This window comes from Pseudomonas sp. IT-232MI5, assembly GCF_949767845.1.
In the GTDB taxonomy this organism is placed as follows: domain Bacteria; phylum Pseudomonadota; class Gammaproteobacteria; order Pseudomonadales; family Pseudomonadaceae; genus Aquipseudomonas.
Genome location: NZ_CATKQE010000008.1, coordinates 40,082 through 62,523 on the forward strand (window position 1 = coordinate 40,082; position 22,442 = coordinate 62,523).

Below are 22,442 nucleotides of genomic sequence, written 5' to 3' on the forward strand. Positions count from 1 at the left end.
AGATTCACCGACTTGAACGATTGATTCGGAATCCATAATCGACTTGGTCTTGCAGGTCGATGGACAGCGCCAGATACCTCGGTCGGCCCCCTCTCCCTCCGGGAGAGGAACTGATTCGGGGATACTGAAGACATTCACCGACTTGAACGATCGGCGCTGAATCCATAATCGACTCGGTCTTTCAGGTCGATGTAAAACGCAAGACACCTCGGTCGGCCCCCTCTCCCTCCGGGAGAGGGGCTGATTCGGGGATACTGAAGACATTCACCGACTTGAACGATCGGCGCTGAATCCATAATCGACTCGGTCTTGCAGGTCGATGTAAAACGCAGGACACCTCGGTGGCCCCCTCTCCCTCCGGGAGAGGGCTGGGGTGAGGGCTGCAATTTCAGGCCGAGCGATGATGTATCAATCTGCCCGGCTCAAAGACGTCCACAACAACTGCGCCGCATACCCTCGATAAGGCCGCCACGCCTCAGCGCGCAACGACAATTCCCGCGCTGTCGGCCGCTTGCCTTCCAGCACTTCCAGCGCCCGCAGCAACCCGACATCACCATGGGGAAACCCATCCATATCCCGCAACTGCCGCAACGCGATGTACTGCGCCGTCCACTCGCCAATCCCGTGCAGCGCCAACAACCGCGCCACGCCACCCTCGCGATTCGGCTCAAACAACGAAGGTTCATCCAGCAACGTCTGCGCCACGCTCGACAACGTGCGCCCACGACTTTTCGGCATGCCCAACGCTGCCAGATCTGCCGCCGCCATTACGTGCGCCTCGGGAAATACATGCGTAAATCCGGGCACGGTGGAATCCAGCGGCGCGCCATATTGCGCAACCAGTTTCCCCGCCAGACGAATCGCCGCCACCACCGTAATCTGCTGCCCAAGCACCGCGCGAAACGCCAACTCCAATCCATCCCACGCACCGGGAATGCGCAACCCCGGACGCTCGACAATCAACCGCGCCAGCAACGGATCATTCGCCAGATGCCCTTGCCTCAGCGCCAGATCCGCATCCAGATCAAACATCCGCCGCAACCTGACAACGATCTCGGGCACGGCTGCCGGATCAGGAAAGTCCAGCTCGACCTCCAGCGCATCCGCCGTCCCTAGCCAGACCGAAACCGTGCCGTGAACACCGTTTAACCCGATGCTACGCGAATACACGCCATCGCCCACGGCCTCCATCCCGACCACCGCCCGCGCCGCGAGAAACCCCAACATCGCCTCCCAGTCATACGGCGGCGCATAGGCAAGCGATAACCTCACAACGACAGCACACCGCTGTACAACCCATACGCCGCCAGCCCCGCGCCGATGACCACGCAGGTGAAAATGCCCTTCTCGACATGAGTGAACAACGGCTCACCCGCTTCATGCTTGGCCTTGGCAAACAGGATCACCCCCGGCGCATACAGCAACGCCGACAACAGCAAATACTTCACCCCGCCGGCATACAACAACCACACCGCATAACCGAGGGCGATGCCACCGATCAGCAGATCCTTGGTGCGCTCAGCCGAGGCGTGTTCGTAAGTTTCGCCGCGCCCGCTGAGCAGCACCGCGTACGCCGCCGACCACAGGTACGGCACCAGAATCATCGACGAGGCCAGATAAATAAGACTGGTGTAAGTGCCCGCCGAGAACAGCGTGATCAACAGGAAAATCTGGATCATCGCGTTGGTCAGCCACAACGCATTGACCGGCACATGGTTCTTGTTTTCCTTTTTCAGGAACGCCGGCATGGTCTTGTCCTTGGCCGTGGCGAAGAGGATTTCCGCACACAGCAAGGCCCAGGACAGCAACGCACCGAGCAGGGAAATCGCCAGACCGATGCTGATCAACAGCGCGCCCCACGGCCCAACAATGTGCTCGAGCACCGCCGCCAGCGACGGGTTCTGCAGATTCGCCAGTTCCGGCTGGCTCATGATCCCCAGCGACAGCACGTTGACCAGCACCAGCAGCGCCAGCACACCGATAAAACCGATCACCGTGGCGCGGCCGACGTCGCTGCGTTTCTCCGCCCGCGCCGAGTACACACTGGCGCCTTCGATGCCGATGAACACAAACACCGTGACCAGCATCATGTTGCGCACCTGATCCATCACCCCACCGAAATTCGGGTTGCTGGTGCCCCAGATGTCGCGGGTAAAAATGTCTGCCTTGAACGCGACTGCCGCGATGACGATGAACATGATCAGCGGTACGACTTTGGCCACCGTGGTCAGTTGATTGATCAGCGCCGCCTCTTTGATCCCGCGCATCACCAGAAAATGCACGGCCCACAGCAGCACCGAGGCGCAGCCGATGGCGATCGGCGTATTGCCTTGGCCGAATACCGGAAAGAAGTAACCGAGGGTGCTGAACAGCAGGACGAAATAGCCGACATTGCCCAGCCACGCACTGATCCAGTAACCCCACGCGGACGAGAAACCCATGTAGTCGCCAAACCCGGCCTTGGCGTAGGCGTACACGCCGGAATCCAGCTCGGGTTTGCGATTGGCCAACGTCTGGAACACGAACGCCAGGGTCAGCATGCCGATCGCCGTGATGCCCCAACCGATCAGGATCGCCCCGGCATCGGCGCGTGCCGCCATGTTCTGCGGCAGCGAGAAAATCCCTCCGCCAATCATCGAACCCACCACCAGGGCGATCAACGCGCCTAATCGCAGCTTTTGCGTCGGTTGCGACATTTCAGTTTCCCTTTGAAGTGTGGTGAGCGTGCATTTGTAACAACTATTAACTAAACGGATAAAGGTAGATGACGTTTATCAGGTAACGCCAATTAACGCCTGTTTATATATAGCCGATGACGCTAACGCCTAGCACGTTAAGACAGTTTTGTGCGCTGATCCTGATAAATCAATTCTGTACTGAAAACAGACGCTGAAAATTTGCCAAAAGCTGAAAAAGAACTAGCGTGATAATTCAAAAGTAATAATAGCCATTCCCAACAATGTAGCCACAACGCCTCTAGGACGGGCCTTGCGGGCAGAGTATTTATGCCTTCAGTCGAAGCCTAAGTCATTCATTAACAATGGAATGTGACCATGCACTGATCTAAGTCAGCTGTTTGAACAGACAACAGAACTACGCTGTGATCTCTTCTCTCCTGCAATGGAGTCATGCAATGTCTGAAGCTCCCGGAAAACTACGACTAGGTGCACTGGTTGCATTGGTAGTCGGCTCAATGATCGGTGGCGGGATATTTTCTTTGCCACAAAACATGGCCGCCAGCGCCGACGTCGGTGCAGTACTGATCGGTTGGGCCATCACCGCTGTCGGCATGCTCACCCTCGCTTTTGTCTTTCAAACCCTCGCCAATCGCAAGCCTGACCTGGACGGCGGTGTCTACGCCTACGCCAAGGCCGGATTCGGCGATTACATGGGTTTCTCGTCCGCCTGGGGTTACTGGATCAGCGCCTGGCTGGGCAACGTCGGTTACTTCGTTCTGCTGTTCAGCACCCTCGGTTATTTCTTCCCGATTTTCGGTGAAGGCAACACCGTTGCGGCGGTAATCGGCGCCTCGGTGCTGTTGTGGGCGGTGCACTTTCTGGTGCTGCGCGGGATCAAGGAAGCGGCGTTTATCAACCTGGTGACCACGGTCGCCAAGGTCGTACCGCTGCTGCTGTTCGTGTTGATCGCGGTGTTCGCCTTCAAACTGGACATCTTCACCGCCGACATCTGGGGCATCAAAAACCCGGATCTGGGCAGTGTGATGAACCAGGTGCGCAACATGATGCTGGTCACCGTCTGGGTGTTCATCGGCATCGAGGGTGCGAGCATCTTCTCGGCCCGTGCGGAAAAACGCTCGGACGTCGGCAAAGCCACCGTGATCGGTTTCATCACCGTGCTGCTGTTTCTGGTGCTGGTGAACGTGCTGTCGCTGGGCATCATGACCCAACCGGAACTGGCGAAACTGCAGAACCCGTCGATGGCCGCAGTGCTCGAGCATGTGGTCGGTCACTGGGGCGCGGTGCTGATCAGCGTCGGCCTGATCATCTCGCTGCTGGGTGCGCTGCTGTCGTGGGTGCTGCTGTGTGCGGAGATCATGTTCGCCGCTGCCAAAGACCACACCATGCCGGAGTTCCTGCGCAAGGAAAACGCCAACCACGTACCGGTCAACGCCCTGTGGCTGACCAACGCGATGGTGCAGATTTTCCTGATCATCACGCTGTTCTCGGCCAGTACTTACCTGTCGCTGATCTACCTCGCCACCTCGATGATTCTGGTGCCATACCTGTGGTCGGCGGCTTACGCCCTGCTGCTGGCGGTGCGCGGGGAAAGCTACGAAGGCTTTGCGGCCGAGCGACGCAAGGATCTGATTATCGGCGGCATCGCGCTGATCTACGCGGTGTGGCTGCTTTATGCCGGCGGGGTCAAGTACTTGCTGCTCTCGGCCCTGCTCTACGCACCTGGCGCGATCCTGTTCGCCAAAGCCAAGCTGGAACTCAAACAACCGATTTTCACTAACGTCGAGAAGCTGATTTTCGCCGCAGTGGTCGTGGGTGCCCTGGTGGCTGCCTACGGTCTCTACGACGGCTTCCTGACTCTGTAATCCCTGATTGATTTGTTATCTGGAGGATCTGAAATGACCACGGAAAAAGTTAAGTACGGCGTCCATTCCGAAGCCGGCAAACTGCGCAAAGTCATGGTGTGCTCCCCAGGTCTGGCCCATCAGCGGCTGACCCCGAACAACTGCGATGAACTGCTGTTCGACGACGTGCTCTGGGTGGCTCAGGCCAAGCGCGACCACTTCGACTTCGTCACCAAAATGCGCGAGCGCGGCATCGACGTGCTGGAAATGCACAACCTGCTGACCGACATCGTCGCCATCCCTGAGGCGCTGGACTGGATTCTCGAGCGCAAGGTCACCGCCGATTCGGTGGGCCTGGGCCTGATCAGCGAAGTGAAGTCCTGGCTGAAAAGCCTCGAGCCGCGACACATCGCCGAATTCCTGATCGGCGGCGTGTCCGCCGATGATCTGCCGGACAGTTTCGGCGGCAAGACCATCCAGATGTTCCGCGACTTCCTCGGCCACTCCAGCTTCATCCTGCCGCCGCTGCCGAACACTCAGTTCACCCGCGACACCACTTGCTGGATCTATGGTGGCGTGACGCTGAACCCGATGTACTGGCCAGCGCGTCGTCAGGAAACCCTGCTGACCACCGCCATCTACAAATTCCACCCGCAGTTCACCAACGCCGAATTCGAGATCTGGTACGGCGACCCGGACAAGGACCACGGCAGCTCCACCCTCGAGGGCGGCGACGTCATGCCAATCGGCAACGGCGTGGTGTTGATCGGCATGGGCGAGCGCTCATCGCGTCAGGCCATCGGCCAACTGGCGCTGAACCTGTTCAAAAACAAAGCCGTGGAAAAAGTCATCGTTGCCGGCCTGCCGAAGTCCCGCGCGGCGATGCACCTGGATACCGTGTTCAGTTTCTGCGACCGCGACCTGGTGACGATTTTCCCGGAAGTGGTGAATCAGATCGTCGCCTTCACCCTGCGCCCTGACGAAAGCAAACAGGGCGGCATCGACATCCGCCGCGAAGAAGGCACTTTCCTCGACACCGTGGCCAAAGCCCTCAATTTGCCGAAGTTGCGCGTGGTGGAAACCGGCGGCAACAGCTTCGCCGCCGAACGCGAGCAATGGGACGACGGCAACAACGTGGTGGCCGTGGAACCGGGCGTGGTCATCGGCTACGACCGCAACACCTACACCAACACCCTGCTGCGCAAGGCCGGCGTGGAAGTCATCACCATCAGCGCCGGTGAACTGGGCCGAGGCCGTGGCGGCGGCCACTGCATGACCTGCCCGATCGTGCGTGACCCAATCGATTACTAAACGACCATCTCCCCGGCCGCACCCATCCCGTAGCGGCCGGGCCGATTACCGAATCCAAGGAGAATCATCATGGCGTTCAACATCCACAACCGTAACCTGCTCAGCCTGGAACACCACACCCCACGTGAGCTGCGTTACCTGCTCGACTTGTCCCGCGATCTCAAACGCGCGAAATACACCGGCACCGAGCAGCAACACCTGAAGGGCAACAACATCGCCCTGATCTTCGAAAAAACCTCGACCCGCACCCGTTGCGCGTTCGAAGTGGCGGCCTATGACCAAGGCGCCAACGTCACCTACATCGACCCGAACTCGTCGCAGATCGGCCACAAAGAAAGCATGAAAGACACCGCCCGCGTACTCGGGCGCATGTACGACGCCATCGAATACCGTGGCTTCAAACAGGAAATCGTCGAAGAGCTGGCAAAATTCGCCGGTGTGCCGGTGTTCAACGGCCTGACCGATGAATATCACCCGACGCAAATGATCGCCGACGTGCTGACCATGCGTGAACACGCCGACAAACCAATCCATGAAATCAGCTACGCCTACTTGGGCGACGCGCGCAACAACATGGGCAACTCGCTGCTGCTGGTCGGCGCCAAACTCGGCATGGACGTGCGCATCTGCGCGCCGAAAGCGCTGTGGCCGCATGACGATCTGGTCGAGCGCTGCAACAAATACGCGGAAGAAAGCGGTGCGCGCATCACCCTGACCGAAGACCCGAAAGCCGCCGTCAAAGGTGTCGACTTCATCCATACCGACGTTTGGGTATCGATGGGCGAGCCGGTTGAGGCTTGGGCTGAACGTATCCAGCAACTGCTGCCGTATCAGGTCAACAAAGAGCTGATGAAAGCCACCGGCAACCCACGCACCAAGTTCATGCACTGCCTGCCGGCGTTCCACAACAGCGATACCAAGGTCGGCAAACAGATTGCCGAGCAGTATCCGCACCTGGCCAACGGCATCGAAGTGACCGACGACGTGTTCGAGTCCCCAGCCTGCATCGCCTTCGAGCAAGCGGAAAACCGCATGCACACGATCAAGGCGATTCTGGTCTCGACCCTGGCTGATCTGTAACAGCTGATCGGGATTTCCTGATCAACCACTGACCTGTAGGAGCTGCCGAAGGCTGCGATCTTTTGATCTGGATCTTAAGAAACAAAGTCAAAAGATCGCAGCCTTCGGCAGCTCCTACAGGGTCATCGAATTCTGAAAGGATTGCATTATGCGTATCGTCGTAGCTCTGGGCGGTAACGCCCTGCTCCGCCGTGGTGAACCGATGACCGCTGACAATCAGCGCGCCAACATCCGCATCGCCACCGAGCAAATCGCCAAGATCCATCCCGGCAACCAACTGGTCATCGCCCACGGCAATGGCCCGCAAGTCGGCCTGCTGTCGTTGCAAGCGGCGGCCTACACCTCCGTCAGCCCTTACCCGCTGGACGTGCTCGGTGCCGAAACCGAAGGCATGATCGGCTACATCATCGAACAGGAACTGGGCAACCTGCTCGATTTCGAAGTGCCGTTTGCCACCCTGTTGACCCAGGTTGAAGTCGACGCCAAGGATCCGGCCTTCCAGAACCCGACCAAACCGATCGGCCCGGTCTACGACAAGGCCGAAGCGGAAAAACTCGCTGCTGAAAAAGGCTGGGCGATTGCTCCGGATGGCGACAAATTCCGCCGCGTGGTCGCCAGTCCGCGGCCAAAACGCATCTTCGAAATCCGCCCGATCAAGTGGCTGCTGGACAAGGGCAGCATCGTGATTTGCGCCGGTGGCGGCGGGATTCCAACCATGTATGACGAGAACCGTAATCTCAAGGGTATTGAGGCGGTGATCGACAAGGACCTGTGCTCGTCGCTGCTCGCCGAGCAACTGGAAGCCGACCTGCTGGTGATCGCCACCGACGTCAACGCGGCGTTCATCGATTACGGCAAGCCGACGCAGAAAGCCATTGCCGAAGCGCACCCGGACGAACTCGAACGCCTCGGTTTCGCCGCCGGCTCGATGGGGCCCAAGGTGCAGGCAGCCTGCGAATTCGCGCGCCATACTGGCAAGGTCGCGGTGATCGGTTCGCTGGCGGATATCGAAGCCATCGTTCAGGGCACTGCCGGTACTCGCGTGACCACGGCGAAGCCGGGCATCACTTACCGATAATCAGAAACTCCGGGGGCAGACCGAGGGTCTGCCCTTCTCCCATGCCTTGAAAGGAGAAACCCATGGCCCAGTTTGAACCCGGTCATCTGCACATTGAGCGGCATGCGTTGACGCCGGATGACGTCAGTTACAACGTGCACCTCGACTATGAAGTATTCACCGATCCGCAAAAAGGCAAAGGCATCCAGTTCACGATGCATGGCAACCTTCAGGGCAAGGACATGAAAGAGACCTTCTTCCTGCCCAAAGAGGAGGCCTACAACTTTGCCAACAACGTGACGAAAATCGCCGAGAAGTACGGCATTCCCAAGACTCACAGTCAGATCGGTTCGGTGCACAAGCATTACGACATGATGTTTGAAGACATCCGCAAGCAACTTGATATGAAATCCGGGGATCCGGTCAATCTTGAGCATTTCGAGTAACCCGCAAAAGCCCCTCACCCTAGCCCTCTCCCAAAGGGAGAGGGGACTGATTGGGGAATGCTTCAGAGTTACGCCGACCTGAACTTGCTTTGCCGAATCCATAATCGACTGGTTCTTTCAGGTCGATGTCAAACCTCAGACACCTCGGTCAGTCCCCCTCTCCCCCTGGGAGAGGGCTGGGGTGAGGGTGCTTTTGCTTTCACCTCTCTCCAAGCCCAAGGCATACTTGCCACCCTCCGCTCTGCAGATCACTGAACCGCCCCATGCGTATCCACGTCAGTTTCATCGACCGCGTCGGCATCACCCAGGAAGTCCTGGCTATCCTCGGTGGGCGCAATCTCAATCTGGATGCGGTGGAGATGATCCCGCCAAACGTCTACATCGACGCGCCAACGTTGAGCCCGCAAGTGCTCGAAGAGCTGAAAGATGCTTTGTTTCGCGTGCTCGGCGTCGAGGCGGTAACCGTGGTCGACATCCTCCCTGGCCAGCGTCGGCACTTGCAGCTCGACGCGTTGCTGGCGGCAATGACCGATCCGGTGCTGGCGCTCGACAGTGCCGGCAAGGTGCTGCTGGCCAACCCGGCGTTGATCGCGTTGTACGGTCGCGAACCGGCCGGTGAGAGTGTTGCAGAACTGTTCAATGATCCCGCGCTGCTCGACACCTTGCTCGAACACGGCTTCCGTTTGCCGCTGCGCGAAATCACCGTCAACGGTCAGACCTTGTTGCTCGATGCCACGCCGATCACCGACGCTGGCGCCCTGCTGACCTTGTATCAACCGAACCGCATCGGCGAACAACTCTCGGCCTTGCACCACGACCATGCCGAAGGTTTCGATGCATTGCTCGGAGAATCCCCGGCAATCCGCACCCTCAAGGCCCGCGCTCAAAGAGTCGCCGCCCTCGACGCACCGCTGTTGATTCAAGGCGAAACCGGCACCGGCAAAGAACTGGTCGCCCGTGCCTGCCACGCGATCAGTGCGCGGCACAGCGCACCGTTTCTCGCCCTGAACTGCGCGGCCCTGCCGGAAAACCTCGCCGAAAGCGAACTGTTCGGCTACGCCCCCGGCGCCTTCACCGGAGCAGCGCGCGGCGGCAAACCGGGGCTGATGGAACTGGCCAACCAAGGCACGGTGTTTCTCGATGAGATCGGCGAGATGTCGCCGTACTTGCAGGCCAAGCTGCTGCGTTTCTTGAACGATGGCAGCTTCCGCCGCGTGGGCGGTGATCGCGAAGTGAAGGTCAACGTGCGCATCCTCAGCGCAACCCACCGCGATCTGGAGAAAATGGTCAGCGAAGGCTTGTTCCGCGAAGACCTGTTCTATCGCCTCAACGTGCTCAACGTAGAGGTGCCGCCACTGCGTGAGCGCGGGCAGGACATTTTGCTATTGGCCCGCTATTTCATGCAGCAGGCTTGTGCGCAGATTCAGCGCCCGGTCTGCCGCCTCGCCCCGGGGACTTACCCGGCACTACTCGGCAATCGCTGGCCGGGCAACGTGCGGCAATTGCAGAACGTGATCTTCCGCGCGGCGGCGATTTGCGAGAGTAGCCTGGTGGATATTGGCGACCTCGACATTGCCGGTACCTCGGTGGCGCGGCAAACCGACAGCGATGTCGACAGCCTCGAACAAGCGGTCGAAGCTTTTGAGCGTTCCCTGCTGGAAAAACTCTACGTCAGCTATCCCTCGACCCGCCAACTGGCCAGCCGCCTGCAAACTTCGCACACGGCCATCGCCCATCGCCTGCGCAAGTACGGCATTCCCAACAAACCCTGAAAGCACCACAAATTCCCTTGTAGGAGCTGCCGGAGGCTGCGATCTTTTGACTTTGGATGTGTATTGCCCGGATCAAGATCGCAGCCTTCGGCAGCTCCTACAGTCCGGGTTTCCAATTCAAAAAATCAGGGTTCCCAGTTTAAAAACGACCTCCAACTGTACTGAAAGCGCTACAGCGGAACGATATCGCTACACCCTCCTCCGATCACCGCTGTGCAAGGCTTTGATCCCGTTCAGCTTTTATCCTCGCTCCAGGCTGTAGCGATTTCGCTACACACCCCAGCTCAAGCCATCTCACCAAAACAGATAACTTATTGATTTATATAAATAAATAAACGTTGGCCGCATTCTTGCTAATCAACCCCTCATAAATAAGGGCCTTCGCGCCCGACTATTCCACCGCGTCCACCAGACGAGTCTGGCCCCCTGAGGAGTTTCCATGAGCGAGTTGCGTTTTACTGAAGATCACGAATGGCTGCGCACCGAAGCTGATGGCAGCGTTACTGTCGGCATCACCGCTTTCGCGCAGAACGCCTTGGGCGACGTGGTGTTCGTGCAACTGCCTGAGCTGCAGGCTTACGAAAAAGGCGCCGAAGCCGCCACCGTGGAATCGGTAAAAGCTGCCAGCGGCGTGTACATGCCGCTCGATGGCGACGTACTGGCAGTCAACCCGGCGCTGGAAGACGCCCCGGAACTGGTCAACGAAGATCCTCTGGGCGAAGGCTGGTTCTTCCGCTTTCAGCCAAGCGACGCCGCCGCTGTCGGCAAACTGCTCGACCAGGACGCATACGACCGTCTGATCAAAGCCCAAGCCGAAGCCTGAGGAACACCGACATGACTCAAGTAAACCTTGGCACCGCCAACGAATTCATCGCCCGTCATATCGGCCCGCGCGCCGGTGACGAGCAAGCCATGCTCAACAGCCTCGGCTTCGATTCGCTCGAAGCGCTGAGCGCCAGCGTCATCCCGGAAAGCATCAAGGGCACCAGCGTGCTCGGCATGGACGACGGTTTGAGCGAAGCCGATGCCCTGGCGATGATCAAATCGATCGCTGGCAAAAACCAGCTGTTCAAAACCTACATCGGCCAGGGCTACTACAACTGCCACACGCCGTCGCCGATCCTGCGCAACCTGCTGGAAAACCCGGCCTGGTACACCGCTTACACGCCGTACCAGCCAGAAATTTCCCAAGGCCGTCTCGAAGCGCTGCTGAACTTCCAGACCATGATCAGCGACCTCACCGGCCTGCCGATTGCCAACGCCTCGCTGCTCGACGAAGCCACCGCCGCTGCCGAAGCCATGACCTTCTGCAAACGCCTGAGCAAGAACAAGGGCAGCCACCAATTCTTCGCCTCGATCCACAGCCACCCGCAAACCCTCGACGTGCTGCGCACCCGTGCCGAGCCGCTGGGCATTGATGTTGTGGTCGGCGATGAGCGTGAACTGACTGACGTGACGCCGTTCTTCGGCGCACTGCTGCAATACCCGGCGAGCAACGGTGATGTGTTCGACTATCGCGAACTGACCGAACGCTTCCACGCCGCCAACGCCTTGGTCGCCGTCGCCGCCGACCTGCTGGCCCTGACCTTGCTGACCGCCCCGGGCGAGTTCGGCGCTGACGTCGCCATCGGTTCCGCGCAACGCTTCGGCGTGCCGCTGGGCTTCGGTGGCCCGCACGCGGCTTACTTCTCCACCAAAGATGCGTTCAAACGCGATATGCCGGGCCGTCTGGTCGGTGTCTCGGTTGACCGCTTCGGCAAGCCTGCGCTGCGTCTGGCGATGCAGACCCGCGAGCAACACATCCGCCGCGAGAAGGCCACCTCGAACATCTGCACCGCGCAGGTGCTGCTGGCCAACATCGCCAGCATGTACGCTGTCTACCACGGCCCGAAAGGCCTGACGCAGATCGCCAACCGCGTGCATCACCTGACCGCGATTCTGGCCAAGGGCCTGACCGCGCTGGGCGCTAATGTCGAACAAGCCAGTTTCTTCGACACCCTGACCGTGGCCACCGGCGCACACACCGCAGCGCTGCACGACAAGGCGCACGCTGCACAGATCAACCTGCGCGTGATCGACGCTCAGCGTCTGGGTCTGTCGGTCGACGAAACCACCACTCAGGCTGACATCGAAACCCTGTGGAGCCTGTTCGCCGACGGCAAAACCCTGCCGGACTTCGCTGCACTTGCTGCGACCGTGCAGAGCACTATTCCAGCCTCGCTGGTACGTCAGTCGCCAATCCTCAGCCACCCGGTGTTCAACCGTTATCACTCGGAAACCGAGCTGATGCGCTACCTGCGCAAACTGGCGGACAAAGACCTGGCACTGGATCGCACCATGATCCCGCTGGGTTCGTGCACCATGAAACTCAACGCCGCCAGCGAAATGATCCCGGTGACCTGGGCTGAATTCGGTGCCCTGCACCCGTTCGCCCCGGCCGCGCAAAGTGCCGGTTACCAGCAACTGACCGATGAACTGGAAGCGATGCTCTGCGCCGCTACCGGTTACGACGCGATCTCGCTGCAACCGAACGCCGGTTCGCAAGGTGAATACGCAGGCCTCTTGGCGATCCGCGCCTATCACCAGAGCCGTGGCGATGAACGCCGCGACATCTGCCTGATCCCCTCGTCCGCCCACGGCACCAACCCGGCTACCGCCAACATGGCGGGCATGCGCGTGGTCGTGACCGCCTGCGATGCGCGCGGCAACGTCGACATCGAAGACCTGCGTGCCAAAGCCATCGAGCACCGCGAACACCTCGCCGCGCTGATGATCACTTACCCGTCGACCCACGGCGTGTTCGAAGAAGGCATCCGCGAAATCTGCGGGATCATTCATGACAACGGCGGTCAGGTGTACATCGACGGCGCCAACATGAACGCAATGGTCGGCCTCTGCGCACCGGGCAAGTTCGGCGGCGACGTCTCGCACCTGAACCTGCACAAAACCTTCTGCATCCCGCACGGCGGTGGCGGCCCGGGCGTTGGTCCGATTGGCGTGAAGTCGCACCTGACGCCGTTCCTGCCGGGCCACGGCCAGATGGAACGCAAGGAAGGCGCGGTCTGCGCGGCACCGTTCGGCAGCGCAAGTATTTTGCCGATCACCTGGATGTACATTCGCATGATGGGCGGCGCCGGTCTGAAGCGCGCTTCGCAACTGGCAATCCTCAATGCCAACTACATTTCCCGTCGCCTCGAAGAGCACTACCCAGTCCTGTACACCGGCAGCAACGGTCTGGTGGCGCACGAGTGCATTCTCGATCTGCGTCCGTTGAAAGACAGCAGCGGCATCAGCGTTGATGACGTCGCCAAGCGCCTGATCGACTTCGGTTTCCACGCGCCGACCATGTCGTTCCCGGTAGCGGGCACGCTGATGATCGAGCCGACCGAAAGCGAATCCAAGGAAGAACTGGATCGCTTCTGCGACGCGATGATCCGCATCCGCGAAGAAATCCGCGCGGTGGAAAACGGCACGCTGGACAAGGACGACAACCCGCTGAAGAACGCTCCGCACACCGCGGCGGAACTGGTTGGCGAGTGGACTCACCCGTACAGCCGCGAGCAGGCCGTTTATCCGGTAGCGTCGTTGATCGAAGGCAAATACTGGCCACCGGTCGGTCGCGTCGACAACGTCTTCGGCGATCGCAACCTGGTGTGCGCCTGCCCGTCGATCGAAAGCTACGCTTAATGGAATGAGGGGCAGGAATACCTGCCTCTTTCTCCTGAACACCACAAATCCCTGTGGGAGCTGGCTTGCCAGCGATGAGGGTGGATCAGCCTACATCTTTGTTGCCTGACCCACCGCCATCGCTGGCAAGCCAGCTCCCACAAGGAACGCATCAAGCCTGATATTTCCGCCAATTCCTATAACAAGAAACCGGAGAACCACTCATGTCGTTAAGCGTGTTCGACCTGTTCAAGATTGGCATCGGCCCCTCCAGTTCCCACACCGTCGGCCCGATGCGTGCTGCTGCGCGTTTCGCCGAAGGTTTACGCCGTGAGAACCTGCTAACGGCCACCGCCAGCGTTCGCGTTGAACTCTACGGCTCCCTCGGCGCCACGGGTAAAGGTCACGGCAGCGACAAAGCCGTGTTGCTCGGCCTCGAAGGCGAACATCCGGACACCGTCGATACCGAAACCGTCGCCGCGCGCCTGCAAGAGATTCGCGGCAACGGCCGAATGAATCTGCTCGGCGAGCACAGCATTGCGTTCAACGAGAAAGAACACCTGGCAATGATCCGCAAGCCGTTGGCCTATCACCCCAACGGTATGATCTTCCGCGCCTTCGATGCGGCGGGCCTGCAGATTCGCAGCCGCGAGTACTACTCGGTGGGTGGTGGTTTCGTCGTCGACGAGGATGCCGCCGGTGCCGACCGCATCGTCGAAGACGCCACACCGCTGACCTTCCCGTTCAAAAGTGCCAAAGACTTGCTCGGTCATTGCGCCACCTACGGTCTGTCGATCAGCCAGGTGATGCTGACCAACGAAAGCGCTTGGCGCCCGGAAGCGGAAACCCGCGCCGGACTGCTGAACATCTGGCAGGTGATGCAGGACTGCGTGGCTGCAGGTTGCCGTAACGAAGGTATTTTGCCGGGCGGCTTGAAGGTCAAACGTCGTGCGGCAGCGCTGCATCGACAACTGTGCAAAAACCCGGAATCAGCGTTGCGCGATCCGTTGTCGGTGCTCGACTGGGTCAACCTCTACGCCTTGGCAGTCAACGAAGAAAACGCCAATGGTGGCCGCGTGGTTACCGCACCGACCAACGGCGCGGCGGGGATTATTCCGGCGGTATTGCATTACTACATGCGTTTTATCCCCGGCGCGAATGACGACGGCGTCGTACGGTTTCTGCTGACGGCGGCGGCCATCGGCATTCTCTACAAGGAAAACGCCTCGATCTCCGGCGCCGAAGTCGGTTGCCAGGGTGAAGTCGGCGTGGCCTGTTCGATGGCGGCCGGGGCATTGTGCGAAGTGCTCGGCGGCAGCGTGCAGCAAGTCGAGAACGCCGCGGAAATCGGCATGGAACACAACCTCGGTCTGACCTGCGACCCGATTGGCGGACTGGTGCAGGTGCCGTGCATCGAGCGCAATGCCATGGGTTCGGTGAAAGCCATCAACGCGGTACGCATGGCCATGAGAGGCGACGGCCAGCATTTCGTCTCCCTCGACAAAGTCATCCGCACCATGCGCCAGACCGGCGCCGACATGAAAAGCAAATACAAAGAGACCGCCCGCGGCGGTCTGGCGGTCAACATTATCGAATGCTGAGCCTTATTCAACTCGGCCTCCCTCAGGGAGACGATCGTACTTAGCCCCCTCTCCCCCCGGGAGAGAAACGTAACTAGCTCCCTCTCCCTCCGGGAGAGGGCTGGGGTGAGGGGCCTTTGATCTTGATCTAGCCCCGACCCTCGAACCACATTTTCAAGGAGCCACGCATGTCCACCGAACAACTGTCGAAAACCCCGCTGCACGCTCTGCACCTCGAACTCGGCGCCCGCATGGTGCCGTTCGCCGGCTACGACATGCCGGTGCAGTACCCGCTTGGCGTGATGAAAGAACACCAACACACCCGTGAGCAGGCCGGGCTGTTCGACGTCTCGCACATGGGCCAGATTCGCCTGACCGGCGCCAACGCTGGCAAAGCCTTGGAAACCCTGGTGCCGGTGGACATCATCGATCTGCCGGTGGGCATGCAGCGTTACGCGATGTTTACCAACGACAACGGCGGCATTCTCGATGACCTGATGGTCGCCAACCTCGGCAACGATGAACTGTTTCTGGTGGTCAACGCCGCGTGCAAGGATCAGGACCTGGCTCACCTGCAACAACACATTGGCGATCAGTGCACCATTACGGCGCTGTTCGAAGAGCGCGCGCTGCTCGCGTTGCAAGGCCCGACGGCCGTTACAGTGCTGGCGCGTCTTGCGCCGGAAGTAGCAAAGATGACCTTCATGCAATTCAACCGCGTGTCGTTGCTCGGCGTGGATTGCTTCGTCAGCCGTTCGGGTTACACCGGTGAAGACGGTTTCGAAATCTCCGTTCCGGCTGCCGATGCCGAGAAACTCGCCCGCGCCCTGCTCGCCGAACCGGAAGTCCAAGCCATCGGCCTCGGTGCCCGCGATTCGCTGCGTCTGGAAGCCGGCCTGTGCCTGTACGGCCACGACATGAACACCGAGACCACGCCGATCGAAGCGAGCCTGTTGTGGGCGATTTCCAAGCCGCGCCGCGCTGATGGCGCACGGGCTGGCGGTTTCCCGGGGGCAGAGACTGTTTTCGCGCAACAACAGAACGGCGTCGCGCGCAAACGCGTCGGCCTGCTGCCGCAAGAACGTACGCCTGTGCGTGAAGGCGCGGAAATCGTCAACGAAACCGGCGAAATCATCGGCAGCGTGTGCAGTGGCGGTTTCGGTCCGACCTTGGGCGGGCCGCTGGCGATGGGTTACCTCGACAGTGCTTATGTAACCCTCGACACACCGGTCTGGGCCATCGTTCGTGGGAAAAAGGTGCAAATGCTTGTAAGCAAAATGCCATTTGTTCCACAACGCTACTATCGCGGTTGATTGACTGTTTCTATAAGTAACGCGATTGCGTTATGCGTGCACTAATGTGTAACGCAATCGCCACAAAAAAGTGCATTTTCTAACATTCGATTCGCATTTGAACTTTGCTTATAACGTTCGAAAACAATTGAACAAGCGAATCGTCTAAGACCGCACTAGCGAACCGACTAAGTGCCAGCAAGCGTAGGAAAACCGGGCTCTTCACGGGGCTTGTTTTTTCTCCCGTAGTTGGCGTAGAGTTTGTCCACTGTGTTTGCATGGGTCAGCTTTGAATCGTGACCTGGGCAGTAGCCTACAAGTTAGCTACATCCCGTTCGACGTCTTCTTACTCTCCTGCAACCAGCCCCAGTACTCTTTCATGAGAAAGAGACTGTCATCAATTTTTGCGTCAAAGGAAATAAGAAATGTCCACACGTCAGAGCGGTACCGTCAAGTGGTTTAACGACGAGAAAGGTTTTGGTTTTATCACTCCAGAAAGCGGTCCGGATCTGTTCGTGCATTTCCGCGCCATTCAGGGCAACGGCTTCAAAAGCCTGAAAGAAGGCCAAAAAGTGACCTTCGTTGCTGTGCAGGGCCAGAAAGGCATGCAGGCTGACGAAGTACAAGCAGAAGCCTGATTTTCTGTTACGAAAAAGCCCCTGATATTGATATCAGGGGCTTTTTTGTACGCGCGAATCCGTAAAATGGCGCTTCATTTTGCATCCAGAGGCTGCCATGTCGAAAAACCTGCTCACGCCCCAAGGGGACTTTCCTCCCGTTGGCCTAGGTCGTCGCCTGGCAGCGATGTTCTATGACTTTCTGCTGTGCACCGCACTGCTGATCGTCACCGGCTTCGTTTACAAAATGATCCAGGCCGCGATTATCGGTGAAGAGCGTCTGCGGGTAATGACCGATGCCGGCAAGCTCGACGGTGATCCGCTCTACTCCACCGTGCTGCTGTTGGTGCTGTTTGCGTTCTTCGCCAAGTTCTGGACCCATGGCGGGCAGACATTGGGCATGCAGGTGTGGGGCATTCGCGTGCAGAACGCCAATGGCACGGCGATCAGCCTGTGGCAGGCGCTGTTGCGGTTTATGGTGTCGATTGCGTCGTGGCTGTGCGTAGGGCTGGGATTCTTCTGGTCGCTGTATGACAAGCAGAAGCGCACCTGGCATGACATCTATTCGGATACCCGCCTCGTCCGAATCCCGAAGAAGACCAAATAACTTCCAGACACCAAAAACTACTGTAGGAGTGAGCCTGCTCGCGATAGCGGTGTGTCAGTCAACATAATTGTTATCTGACACACCGCTATCGCGAGCAGGCTCACTCCTACAGGTTTATTTGTTGCTTGAAAGACCTCAGGCGTTACCGGCCAGCTTCATCCGTGCGGCCTGGGTGAAATCCAGCATGCGCTTCAACGGCCGGATCGCCTGCGGAATCAACGCCGGATCAACAAAGATCTCGTTCGTGCCTTCCTTCAAGCTCTTCAGCGTGCGCTCAAGGGTGTTCATGGCCATCCACGGGCAATGCGCGCAACTGCGGCACGCGGCACCGTTACCGGCGGTTGGCGCTTCGATGAAGACCTTGTCCGGGCACAACTGCTGCATCTTGTAGAAGATGCCACGGTCGGTCGCGACGATCAGCGTCTTGTTCGGCAACGACTGTGCAGCGGCAATCAACTGACTGGTCGAGCCCACGGCGTCTGCCAGCTCAATCACCGAAGTCGGCGACTCCGGGTGCACCAGAATCGCGGCGTCCGGGTACAGCGCCTTCATGTCTTCGAGTTGCTTGGACTTGAACTCCTCGTGGACGATGCAGGCACCGTCCCAGAGCAGCATGTCGGCGCCGGTCTTGCGCTGAATGTAGGTGCCCAGATGCTTGTCAGGGCCCCAAATGATCGTCTCGCCGTTGTCCATCAGGCTTTCGACGATTTCCAGTGCGCAACTCGACGTTACTACCCAGTCAGCACGAGCCTTTACCGCTGCGGAGGTGTTGGCGTAGACCACCACCGTGCGCTCCGGGTGCTGATCACAGAACGCCGAGAACTCGTCGACCGGGCAACCCAGGTCGAGCGAGCAGGTCGCGTCCAGAGTTGGCATCAGCACGCGTTTTTCCGGGTTGAGAATCTTCGCGGTCTCGCCCATGAACTTCACGCCGGCGACCACTACGGTCTTGGCCGGATGAGCGTTGCCGAAGCGGGCCATTTCCAAGGAGTCAGAGACACAACCACCGGTTTCTTCGGCCAGAGCCTGAATCACCGGATCGCAATAAAAGTGGGCCACCAGCACCGCGTCCTGAGCCTTCAGCTCGGCGGCAATGGCGGTACGGTAATAAGCCTCTTCCTCAGCGGTCAGCGGTTTGGGCTGTTTGGCATCGAGGTGGGCTTGAACCAGAAGGCGTTCGGAAATCTGCGTCATGTTCGCAAGACCTGCAGGCGCGTTCGCGCGAAAGTCGAGTATACACCCGGCTCCGGACCGCTTGAGGGTACCGCCGGGAGAGTGAGTATTATCAGGCACGGACAGCATTGAAGCTGCGCAAGGCTACAGAATATCCCGTTGATACAAAAGATGATTCTGACCTGCGTCAGCGCTGCGGGTATTGAAATAACGCATAGCGAAATTGCAGGCAAAAAAAAACCCGGAAATCCTCACTTTCGTGGGCCTTCCGGATTTTCTAAACCGCCAAATATGGTGGGTCGTGTGGGATTCGAACCTACGACCAATTGGTTAAAAGCCAACTGCTCTACCAACTGAGCTAACGACCCGCTGTGTGGTGGCGCGTATAATACTGATTTTTAAGGACTATTCAACACCTTTTTGAAAATAATCAAAAATAAGGTGTTGGATCACTTACACCAGCGGCCGCGAAGCCTTCTGCGCGCAGGCGGCAGCTGTCGCATTTACCGCACGCACGGCCATCATCGTCGGCCTGATAGCAGGAAACGGTGAGGCCATAATCAACGCCGAGCTTCACGCCCGCCTGCACGATCTGCGCCTTGCTCAGGTTCTGCAACGGCGCCTGAATACGGAAACCGTTGCCTTCCACACCGGCCTTGGTCGCCAGGTTGGCCATGCGCTCGAACGACTCGATGAACTCCGGACGGCAATCCGGATAGCCCGAGTAATCCACCGCATTAACACCAATGAAGATATCGCGGGCGCCGAGCACTTCCGCCCAACCCAACGCCAGCGACAAGAACACCGTGTTGCGCGCTGGCACGTACGTCACTGGAATGCCTTCGCCCAGCTCTTCAGGGATGTCGATGCTGGCGTCGGTCAGGGCTGAGCCGCCCATGCCATTGAGGTTCAGGCCAATCACCTTGTGCTCGACCACACCCAAGTCGCGGGCGACGCGGGCGGCGGCGTGCAATTCGGCATGGGAACGCTGGCCATAGTCAAAGCTCATGGTGTAGCAGCGGTAGCCTTCGGCTCGGGCCATGGCCACTACAGTGGCCGAGTCCAGACCACCGGACAGCAGAATGACCGCACGTTTTTCGGTGGTGTTCAGTTGTTCGGTCATCTCAGCGCCCCGGCTCGTCATTCCACAAATATTTATGCAACTGCAATTGCAACCGCACCGGCAGGTTGTCCGCCACCACCCAGTCCGCCAGATCGCGAGCATTGAGATCATGGTGGCTTGGGGAAAACAGCACTTCGCCGGCACGTCGATCGAGACCGTACTGAATCAGTTTGGAGACGGCCCAGTCATAGTCGTCGCGCGAGCAGATGACAAACTTCACCTGATCGTTGGGCGTCAGCAGTTCGATGTTCTCGTAACGGTTGCGATGGGCTTCTTTCGAATCCGGCGTCTTCAGGTCGACAACGCGACTGACGCGCGGATCGACAGCCGAGACGTCGAGGGCGCCACTGGTTTCCAGCGAGACCTCATAACCGGCATCACACAATTGTTTGAGCAAAGGAATGGCATTGGGCTGTGCCAACGGCTCACCGCCGGTGACACAGACGTAGCGCGGGCGAAATCCGGCCACTTGCTCGAGGATGTCGTCGAGGGTGCGCACTGTACCGCCACTGAAGGCATAGGCGCTGTCGCAGTATTGGCAACGCAATGGGCAACCGGTCAGGCGCACAAAAACCGTGGGCAGCCCGGCAGTCCGCGTTTCCCCCTGCAAAGAGTAGAAAACTTCGGTGATTCTCAATGTGTCTTGCATAGTCGCCACGGGCGTAACAGCTAAACAGGCTGTCCGCCTCCGTCAGGCACTTCAGGCAATCCCGCCAACGCGTAGACCGCAAGAAGCGTGTTTCAGAAAAAGGGCGTGAATTCTAACGAAAAAACCCGCGACAAGCGCGGGTTTCTTCCAAACGGGTCAAGCCTGCTTACATGCGTTGCAGATCGCGTTGGGCCAACTGAGCAGCCGAGGTACCCGGATATTGGGCCACCACCTGCTGCAGAATGCCTTTGACCTTGTCGGTATGACCGAGGCGGCGCTCTACATCAGCCAGCTTGTACAGCGAATCCGGCACTTTGGCGTGCTTGGGATACAGCTGCGAAACCTTGGCGAAAGCCTGACCTGCGCCTTGCAGATCGCCTTTGGCCAGATTCACTTCACCCAACCAGTACTGGGCGTTACCCGCGTATTGGCTGTTCGGGTATTTGCGCAGGAAAGCGGCAAAAGCCTGGCTGGCCTTGTCGAAATCCTTGGCTTTGATCAGGTCGAAAGCGGCATCGTAATACAGCTTTTCCTTGGCCGGATCACCCGGTTCACTGCTTGCAGCAGGTGCCTGGGCAGCAGCCCCGGCGCCAGCAGCAGCACCGGCAGCAGCACTTGCATCGCCACCGGCAGAAGAATTCTCAGGAGTCGCGGCAGGTGCAACGCCGGATCCTATGCGCCGATCAAGATCCTGGTATCGCTCCAGGGATTCCTGCTTCATGCGCGCAACCTGATTCTGCAGTTCTTCGATCACACCTTGCTGGCGCGATATCTGATCCTGCATCTGTTGCAATTGGTTGAACAGCATGCCTTGTGCCGAGGCAGGGGCCGAAGCCGCTCCCCCGGCATAGGCGCCGTTCGTACCGTAACCTGCAGGCGGATAACTGCTCCCGCTATTGTTATAACCGGAGTTGTCATCGACCACAGGAACCGCAGCCCACGCCGCAAGCGGCGCGAGGCTGAGAGCCAGAACAGTTACAGCACGACGGCACGTTCGCATATCGAATTACTTACGCAGTTCGACGCGACGGTTTTGAGCCCAGGACTGCTCGTCGTTGCCGGTAGCAACTGGACGCTCTTCGCCGTAGGAAACCAGTTCCAGCTGAGCTGGGGAAACACCTTGCAGTACCAGGTAGCGCTGAACGGCTTTCGCACGACGCTCGCCCAGTGCCATGTTGTACTCACGAGTACCACGTTCGTCGGTGTTGCCTTCCAGAACAACGCGAGCGCCGTTTGCTTTCAGGTCTTTGGCGTGAACGTCCAGAGCGCGCATGGCTTCTGGCTTCAGGTCCGAGCTGTCGTATTCGAAGTAGAAGGTGGTGATTGCGCGCAGAGCAGCTTCTTCGCTCAGGGAACCGTCAACGGCACCAGTGTTTGCGCCGTAACCAGCGTTTGGATCAACAGCGCCTTCACCGGCGTTGTCGCCGCCTTTGGACGAGCAACCTACAGCTACAGCCATGGCCAGAGCCAGCGCAGCAAATTTACCAAACTTCAGCATTTCCATCGTGAAACTCCTAATGAACCCCAGT

Annotated in this window: 19 protein-coding genes and 1 tRNA gene; 12 read left to right on the plus strand and 8 right to left on the minus strand. The window is 59.0% G+C overall.

Features of this window, described 5'->3' with window-relative positions; genetic code table 11:
* Positions 1 to 408 precede the first annotated feature (408 nt).
* Together ACM6JQ_RS07375 and arcD (ACM6JQ_RS07380) are read right to left on the minus strand one after the other, a co-directional pair.
* Positions 409 to 1,272, minus strand: coding sequence for a DNA-3-methyladenine glycosylase family protein (locus ACM6JQ_RS07375; RefSeq protein WP_414893490.1), 864 nt, complete (start codon positions 1,270 to 1,272; stop codon positions 409 to 411).
* Positions 1,269 to 2,696 (minus strand): arginine-ornithine antiporter, encoded by a 1,428-nt coding sequence (gene arcD, locus ACM6JQ_RS07380; RefSeq protein WP_007908041.1) that lies wholly within the window; start codon positions 2,694 to 2,696, stop codon positions 1,269 to 1,271. The genes ACM6JQ_RS07375 and arcD (ACM6JQ_RS07380) overlap by 4 nt, the downstream gene beginning before the upstream one ends.
* 437 nt (positions 2,697 to 3,133) lie before the next feature.
* Between arcD (ACM6JQ_RS07380) and arcD (ACM6JQ_RS07385) the strand changes: the two genes are divergently transcribed.
* The 12 genes from arcD (ACM6JQ_RS07385) to ACM6JQ_RS07440 all read left to right on the plus strand — a co-directional run bounded on the left by arcD (ACM6JQ_RS07385) (position 3,134) and on the right by ACM6JQ_RS07440 (position 17,968).
* Positions 3,134 to 4,561, plus strand: a complete 1,428-nt coding sequence (gene arcD / locus ACM6JQ_RS07385; protein WP_007908042.1) for an arginine-ornithine antiporter — start codon at positions 3,134 to 3,136, stop codon at positions 4,559 to 4,561.
* 33 nt (positions 4,562 to 4,594) lie between these two features.
* Entirely contained in the window at positions 4,595 to 5,851 is a 1,257-nt protein-coding gene (gene arcA, locus ACM6JQ_RS07390; RefSeq protein WP_007908043.1) for an arginine deiminase, read from the plus strand.
* A 69-nt stretch (positions 5,852 to 5,920) separates the two neighbouring features.
* Positions 5,921 to 6,931, plus strand: coding sequence for an ornithine carbamoyltransferase (locus ACM6JQ_RS07395; protein ID WP_007950113.1), 1,011 nt, complete (start codon positions 5,921 to 5,923; stop codon positions 6,929 to 6,931).
* Between the two features lie 148 nt (positions 6,932 to 7,079).
* A complete protein-coding gene (gene arcC, locus ACM6JQ_RS07400) occupies positions 7,080 to 8,009 on the plus strand; it encodes a carbamate kinase (RefSeq protein ID WP_007908046.1) in 930 nt (309 codons plus the stop codon).
* A 62-nt stretch (positions 8,010 to 8,071) separates the two neighbouring features.
* On the plus strand, positions 8,072 to 8,434 hold the full coding sequence (locus ACM6JQ_RS07405) for a DUF5064 family protein (protein WP_007908047.1): 363 nt from the start codon (positions 8,072 to 8,074) through the stop codon (positions 8,432 to 8,434).
* Between the two features lie 263 nt (positions 8,435 to 8,697).
* Positions 8,698 to 10,206, plus strand: coding sequence for a sigma-54-dependent transcriptional regulator (locus ACM6JQ_RS07410; protein WP_007908048.1), 1,509 nt, complete (start codon positions 8,698 to 8,700; stop codon positions 10,204 to 10,206).
* A 439-nt stretch (positions 10,207 to 10,645) separates the two neighbouring features.
* On the plus strand, positions 10,646 to 11,029 hold the full coding sequence (gcvH, locus tag ACM6JQ_RS07415) for a glycine cleavage system protein GcvH (protein WP_016983835.1): 384 nt from the start codon (positions 10,646 to 10,648) through the stop codon (positions 11,027 to 11,029).
* An 11-nt stretch (positions 11,030 to 11,040) separates the two neighbouring features.
* On the plus strand, positions 11,041 to 13,893 hold the full coding sequence (gene gcvP / locus ACM6JQ_RS07420; protein WP_414893491.1) for an aminomethyl-transferring glycine dehydrogenase: 2,853 nt from the start codon (positions 11,041 to 11,043) through the stop codon (positions 13,891 to 13,893).
* A 203-nt stretch (positions 13,894 to 14,096) separates the two neighbouring features.
* Positions 14,097 to 15,473 (plus strand): L-serine ammonia-lyase, encoded by a 1,377-nt coding sequence (locus ACM6JQ_RS07425; protein ID WP_414893492.1) that lies wholly within the window; start codon positions 14,097 to 14,099, stop codon positions 15,471 to 15,473.
* Between the two features lie 167 nt (positions 15,474 to 15,640).
* Complete coding sequence (gcvT, locus tag ACM6JQ_RS07430; protein WP_095112278.1) at positions 15,641 to 16,765, plus strand: glycine cleavage system aminomethyltransferase GcvT; 1,125 nt, start codon at positions 15,641 to 15,643, stop codon at positions 16,763 to 16,765.
* A gap of 404 nt (positions 16,766 to 17,169) precedes the next feature.
* Positions 17,170 to 17,382, plus strand: a complete 213-nt coding sequence (locus tag ACM6JQ_RS07435) for a cold-shock protein (RefSeq protein ID WP_003227496.1) — start codon at positions 17,170 to 17,172, stop codon at positions 17,380 to 17,382.
* Positions 17,383 to 17,479: 97 nt separating this feature from the next.
* Positions 17,480 to 17,968, plus strand: a complete 489-nt coding sequence (locus ACM6JQ_RS07440) for an RDD family protein (RefSeq protein WP_007950167.1) — start codon at positions 17,480 to 17,482, stop codon at positions 17,966 to 17,968.
* 135 nt (positions 17,969 to 18,103) lie between these two features.
* On the opposite strand, the gene nadA is transcribed toward ACM6JQ_RS07440, so the two are convergent.
* The 6 genes from nadA to pal all read right to left on the minus strand — a co-directional run bounded on the left by nadA (position 18,104) and on the right by pal (position 22,417).
* Entirely contained in the window at positions 18,104 to 19,162 is a 1,059-nt protein-coding gene (gene nadA / locus ACM6JQ_RS07445; protein ID WP_095112279.1) for a quinolinate synthase NadA, read from the minus strand.
* Positions 19,163 to 19,433: 271 nt separating this feature from the next.
* Positions 19,434 to 19,509 (minus strand) — tRNA-Lys (locus ACM6JQ_RS07450).
* Positions 19,510 to 19,571: 62 nt separating this feature from the next.
* Positions 19,572 to 20,264: a 7-cyano-7-deazaguanine synthase QueC gene (gene queC / locus ACM6JQ_RS07455; RefSeq protein WP_007912720.1), complete on the minus strand. Its 693-nt coding sequence runs from the start codon at positions 20,262 to 20,264 to the stop codon at positions 19,572 to 19,574.
* Position 20,265: 1 nt separating this feature from the next.
* On the minus strand, positions 20,266 to 20,913 hold the full coding sequence (gene queE / locus ACM6JQ_RS07460; RefSeq protein ID WP_007912722.1) for a 7-carboxy-7-deazaguanine synthase QueE: 648 nt from the start codon (positions 20,911 to 20,913) through the stop codon (positions 20,266 to 20,268).
* Between the two features lie 166 nt (positions 20,914 to 21,079).
* Entirely contained in the window at positions 21,080 to 21,913 is an 834-nt protein-coding gene (gene ybgF / locus ACM6JQ_RS07465; RefSeq protein WP_007912724.1) for a tol-pal system protein YbgF, read from the minus strand.
* A gap of 6 nt (positions 21,914 to 21,919) precedes the next feature.
* Positions 21,920 to 22,417 carry a peptidoglycan-associated lipoprotein Pal gene (gene pal, locus ACM6JQ_RS07470; protein WP_003178634.1) on the minus strand — a complete coding sequence of 166 codons (498 nt, stop codon included), beginning with the start codon at positions 22,415 to 22,417 and terminating at the stop codon, positions 21,920 to 21,922.
* Positions 22,418 to 22,442: the final 25 nt, after the last annotated feature.

Excerpts from the sequence above, each read along its gene's own strand:
- arcD (WP_007908041.1), bottom strand. The coding sequence starts at position 2,696 with ATGTCGCAACCGACGCAAAAGCTGCGATTAGGCGCGTTGATCGCCCTG.
- arcD (WP_007908042.1), top strand. The coding sequence starts at position 3,134 with ATGTCTGAAGCTCCCGGAAAACTACGACTAGGTGCACTGGTTGCATTG.
- arcA (WP_007908043.1), top strand. The coding sequence starts at position 4,595 with ATGACCACGGAAAAAGTTAAGTACGGCGTCCATTCCGAAGCCGGCAAA.
- ACM6JQ_RS07395 (WP_007950113.1), top strand. The coding sequence starts at position 5,921 with ATGGCGTTCAACATCCACAACCGTAACCTGCTCAGCCTGGAACACCAC.
- arcC (WP_007908046.1), top strand. The coding sequence starts at position 7,080 with ATGCGTATCGTCGTAGCTCTGGGCGGTAACGCCCTGCTCCGCCGTGGT.
- ACM6JQ_RS07405 (WP_007908047.1), top strand. The coding sequence starts at position 8,072 with ATGGCCCAGTTTGAACCCGGTCATCTGCACATTGAGCGGCATGCGTTG.
- ACM6JQ_RS07410 (WP_007908048.1), top strand. The coding sequence starts at position 8,698 with ATGCGTATCCACGTCAGTTTCATCGACCGCGTCGGCATCACCCAGGAA.
- gcvH (WP_016983835.1), top strand. The coding sequence starts at position 10,646 with ATGAGCGAGTTGCGTTTTACTGAAGATCACGAATGGCTGCGCACCGAA.
- gcvP (WP_414893491.1), top strand. The coding sequence starts at position 11,041 with ATGACTCAAGTAAACCTTGGCACCGCCAACGAATTCATCGCCCGTCAT.
- ACM6JQ_RS07425 (WP_414893492.1), top strand. The coding sequence starts at position 14,097 with ATGTCGTTAAGCGTGTTCGACCTGTTCAAGATTGGCATCGGCCCCTCC.
- gcvT (WP_095112278.1), top strand. The coding sequence starts at position 15,641 with ATGTCCACCGAACAACTGTCGAAAACCCCGCTGCACGCTCTGCACCTC.
- ACM6JQ_RS07435 (WP_003227496.1), top strand. The coding sequence starts at position 17,170 with ATGTCCACACGTCAGAGCGGTACCGTCAAGTGGTTTAACGACGAGAAA.
- ACM6JQ_RS07440 (WP_007950167.1), top strand. The coding sequence starts at position 17,480 with ATGTCGAAAAACCTGCTCACGCCCCAAGGGGACTTTCCTCCCGTTGGC.
- nadA (WP_095112279.1), bottom strand. The coding sequence starts at position 19,162 with ATGACGCAGATTTCCGAACGCCTTCTGGTTCAAGCCCACCTCGATGCC.
- queC (WP_007912720.1), bottom strand. The coding sequence starts at position 20,264 with ATGACCGAACAACTGAACACCACCGAAAAACGTGCGGTCATTCTGCTG.
- queE (WP_007912722.1), bottom strand. The coding sequence starts at position 20,913 with ATGCAAGACACATTGAGAATCACCGAAGTTTTCTACTCTTTGCAGGGG.
- ybgF (WP_007912724.1), bottom strand. The coding sequence starts at position 21,913 with ATGCGAACGTGCCGTCGTGCTGTAACTGTTCTGGCTCTCAGCCTCGCG.
- pal (WP_003178634.1), bottom strand. The coding sequence starts at position 22,417 with ATGGAAATGCTGAAGTTTGGTAAATTTGCTGCGCTGGCTCTGGCCATG.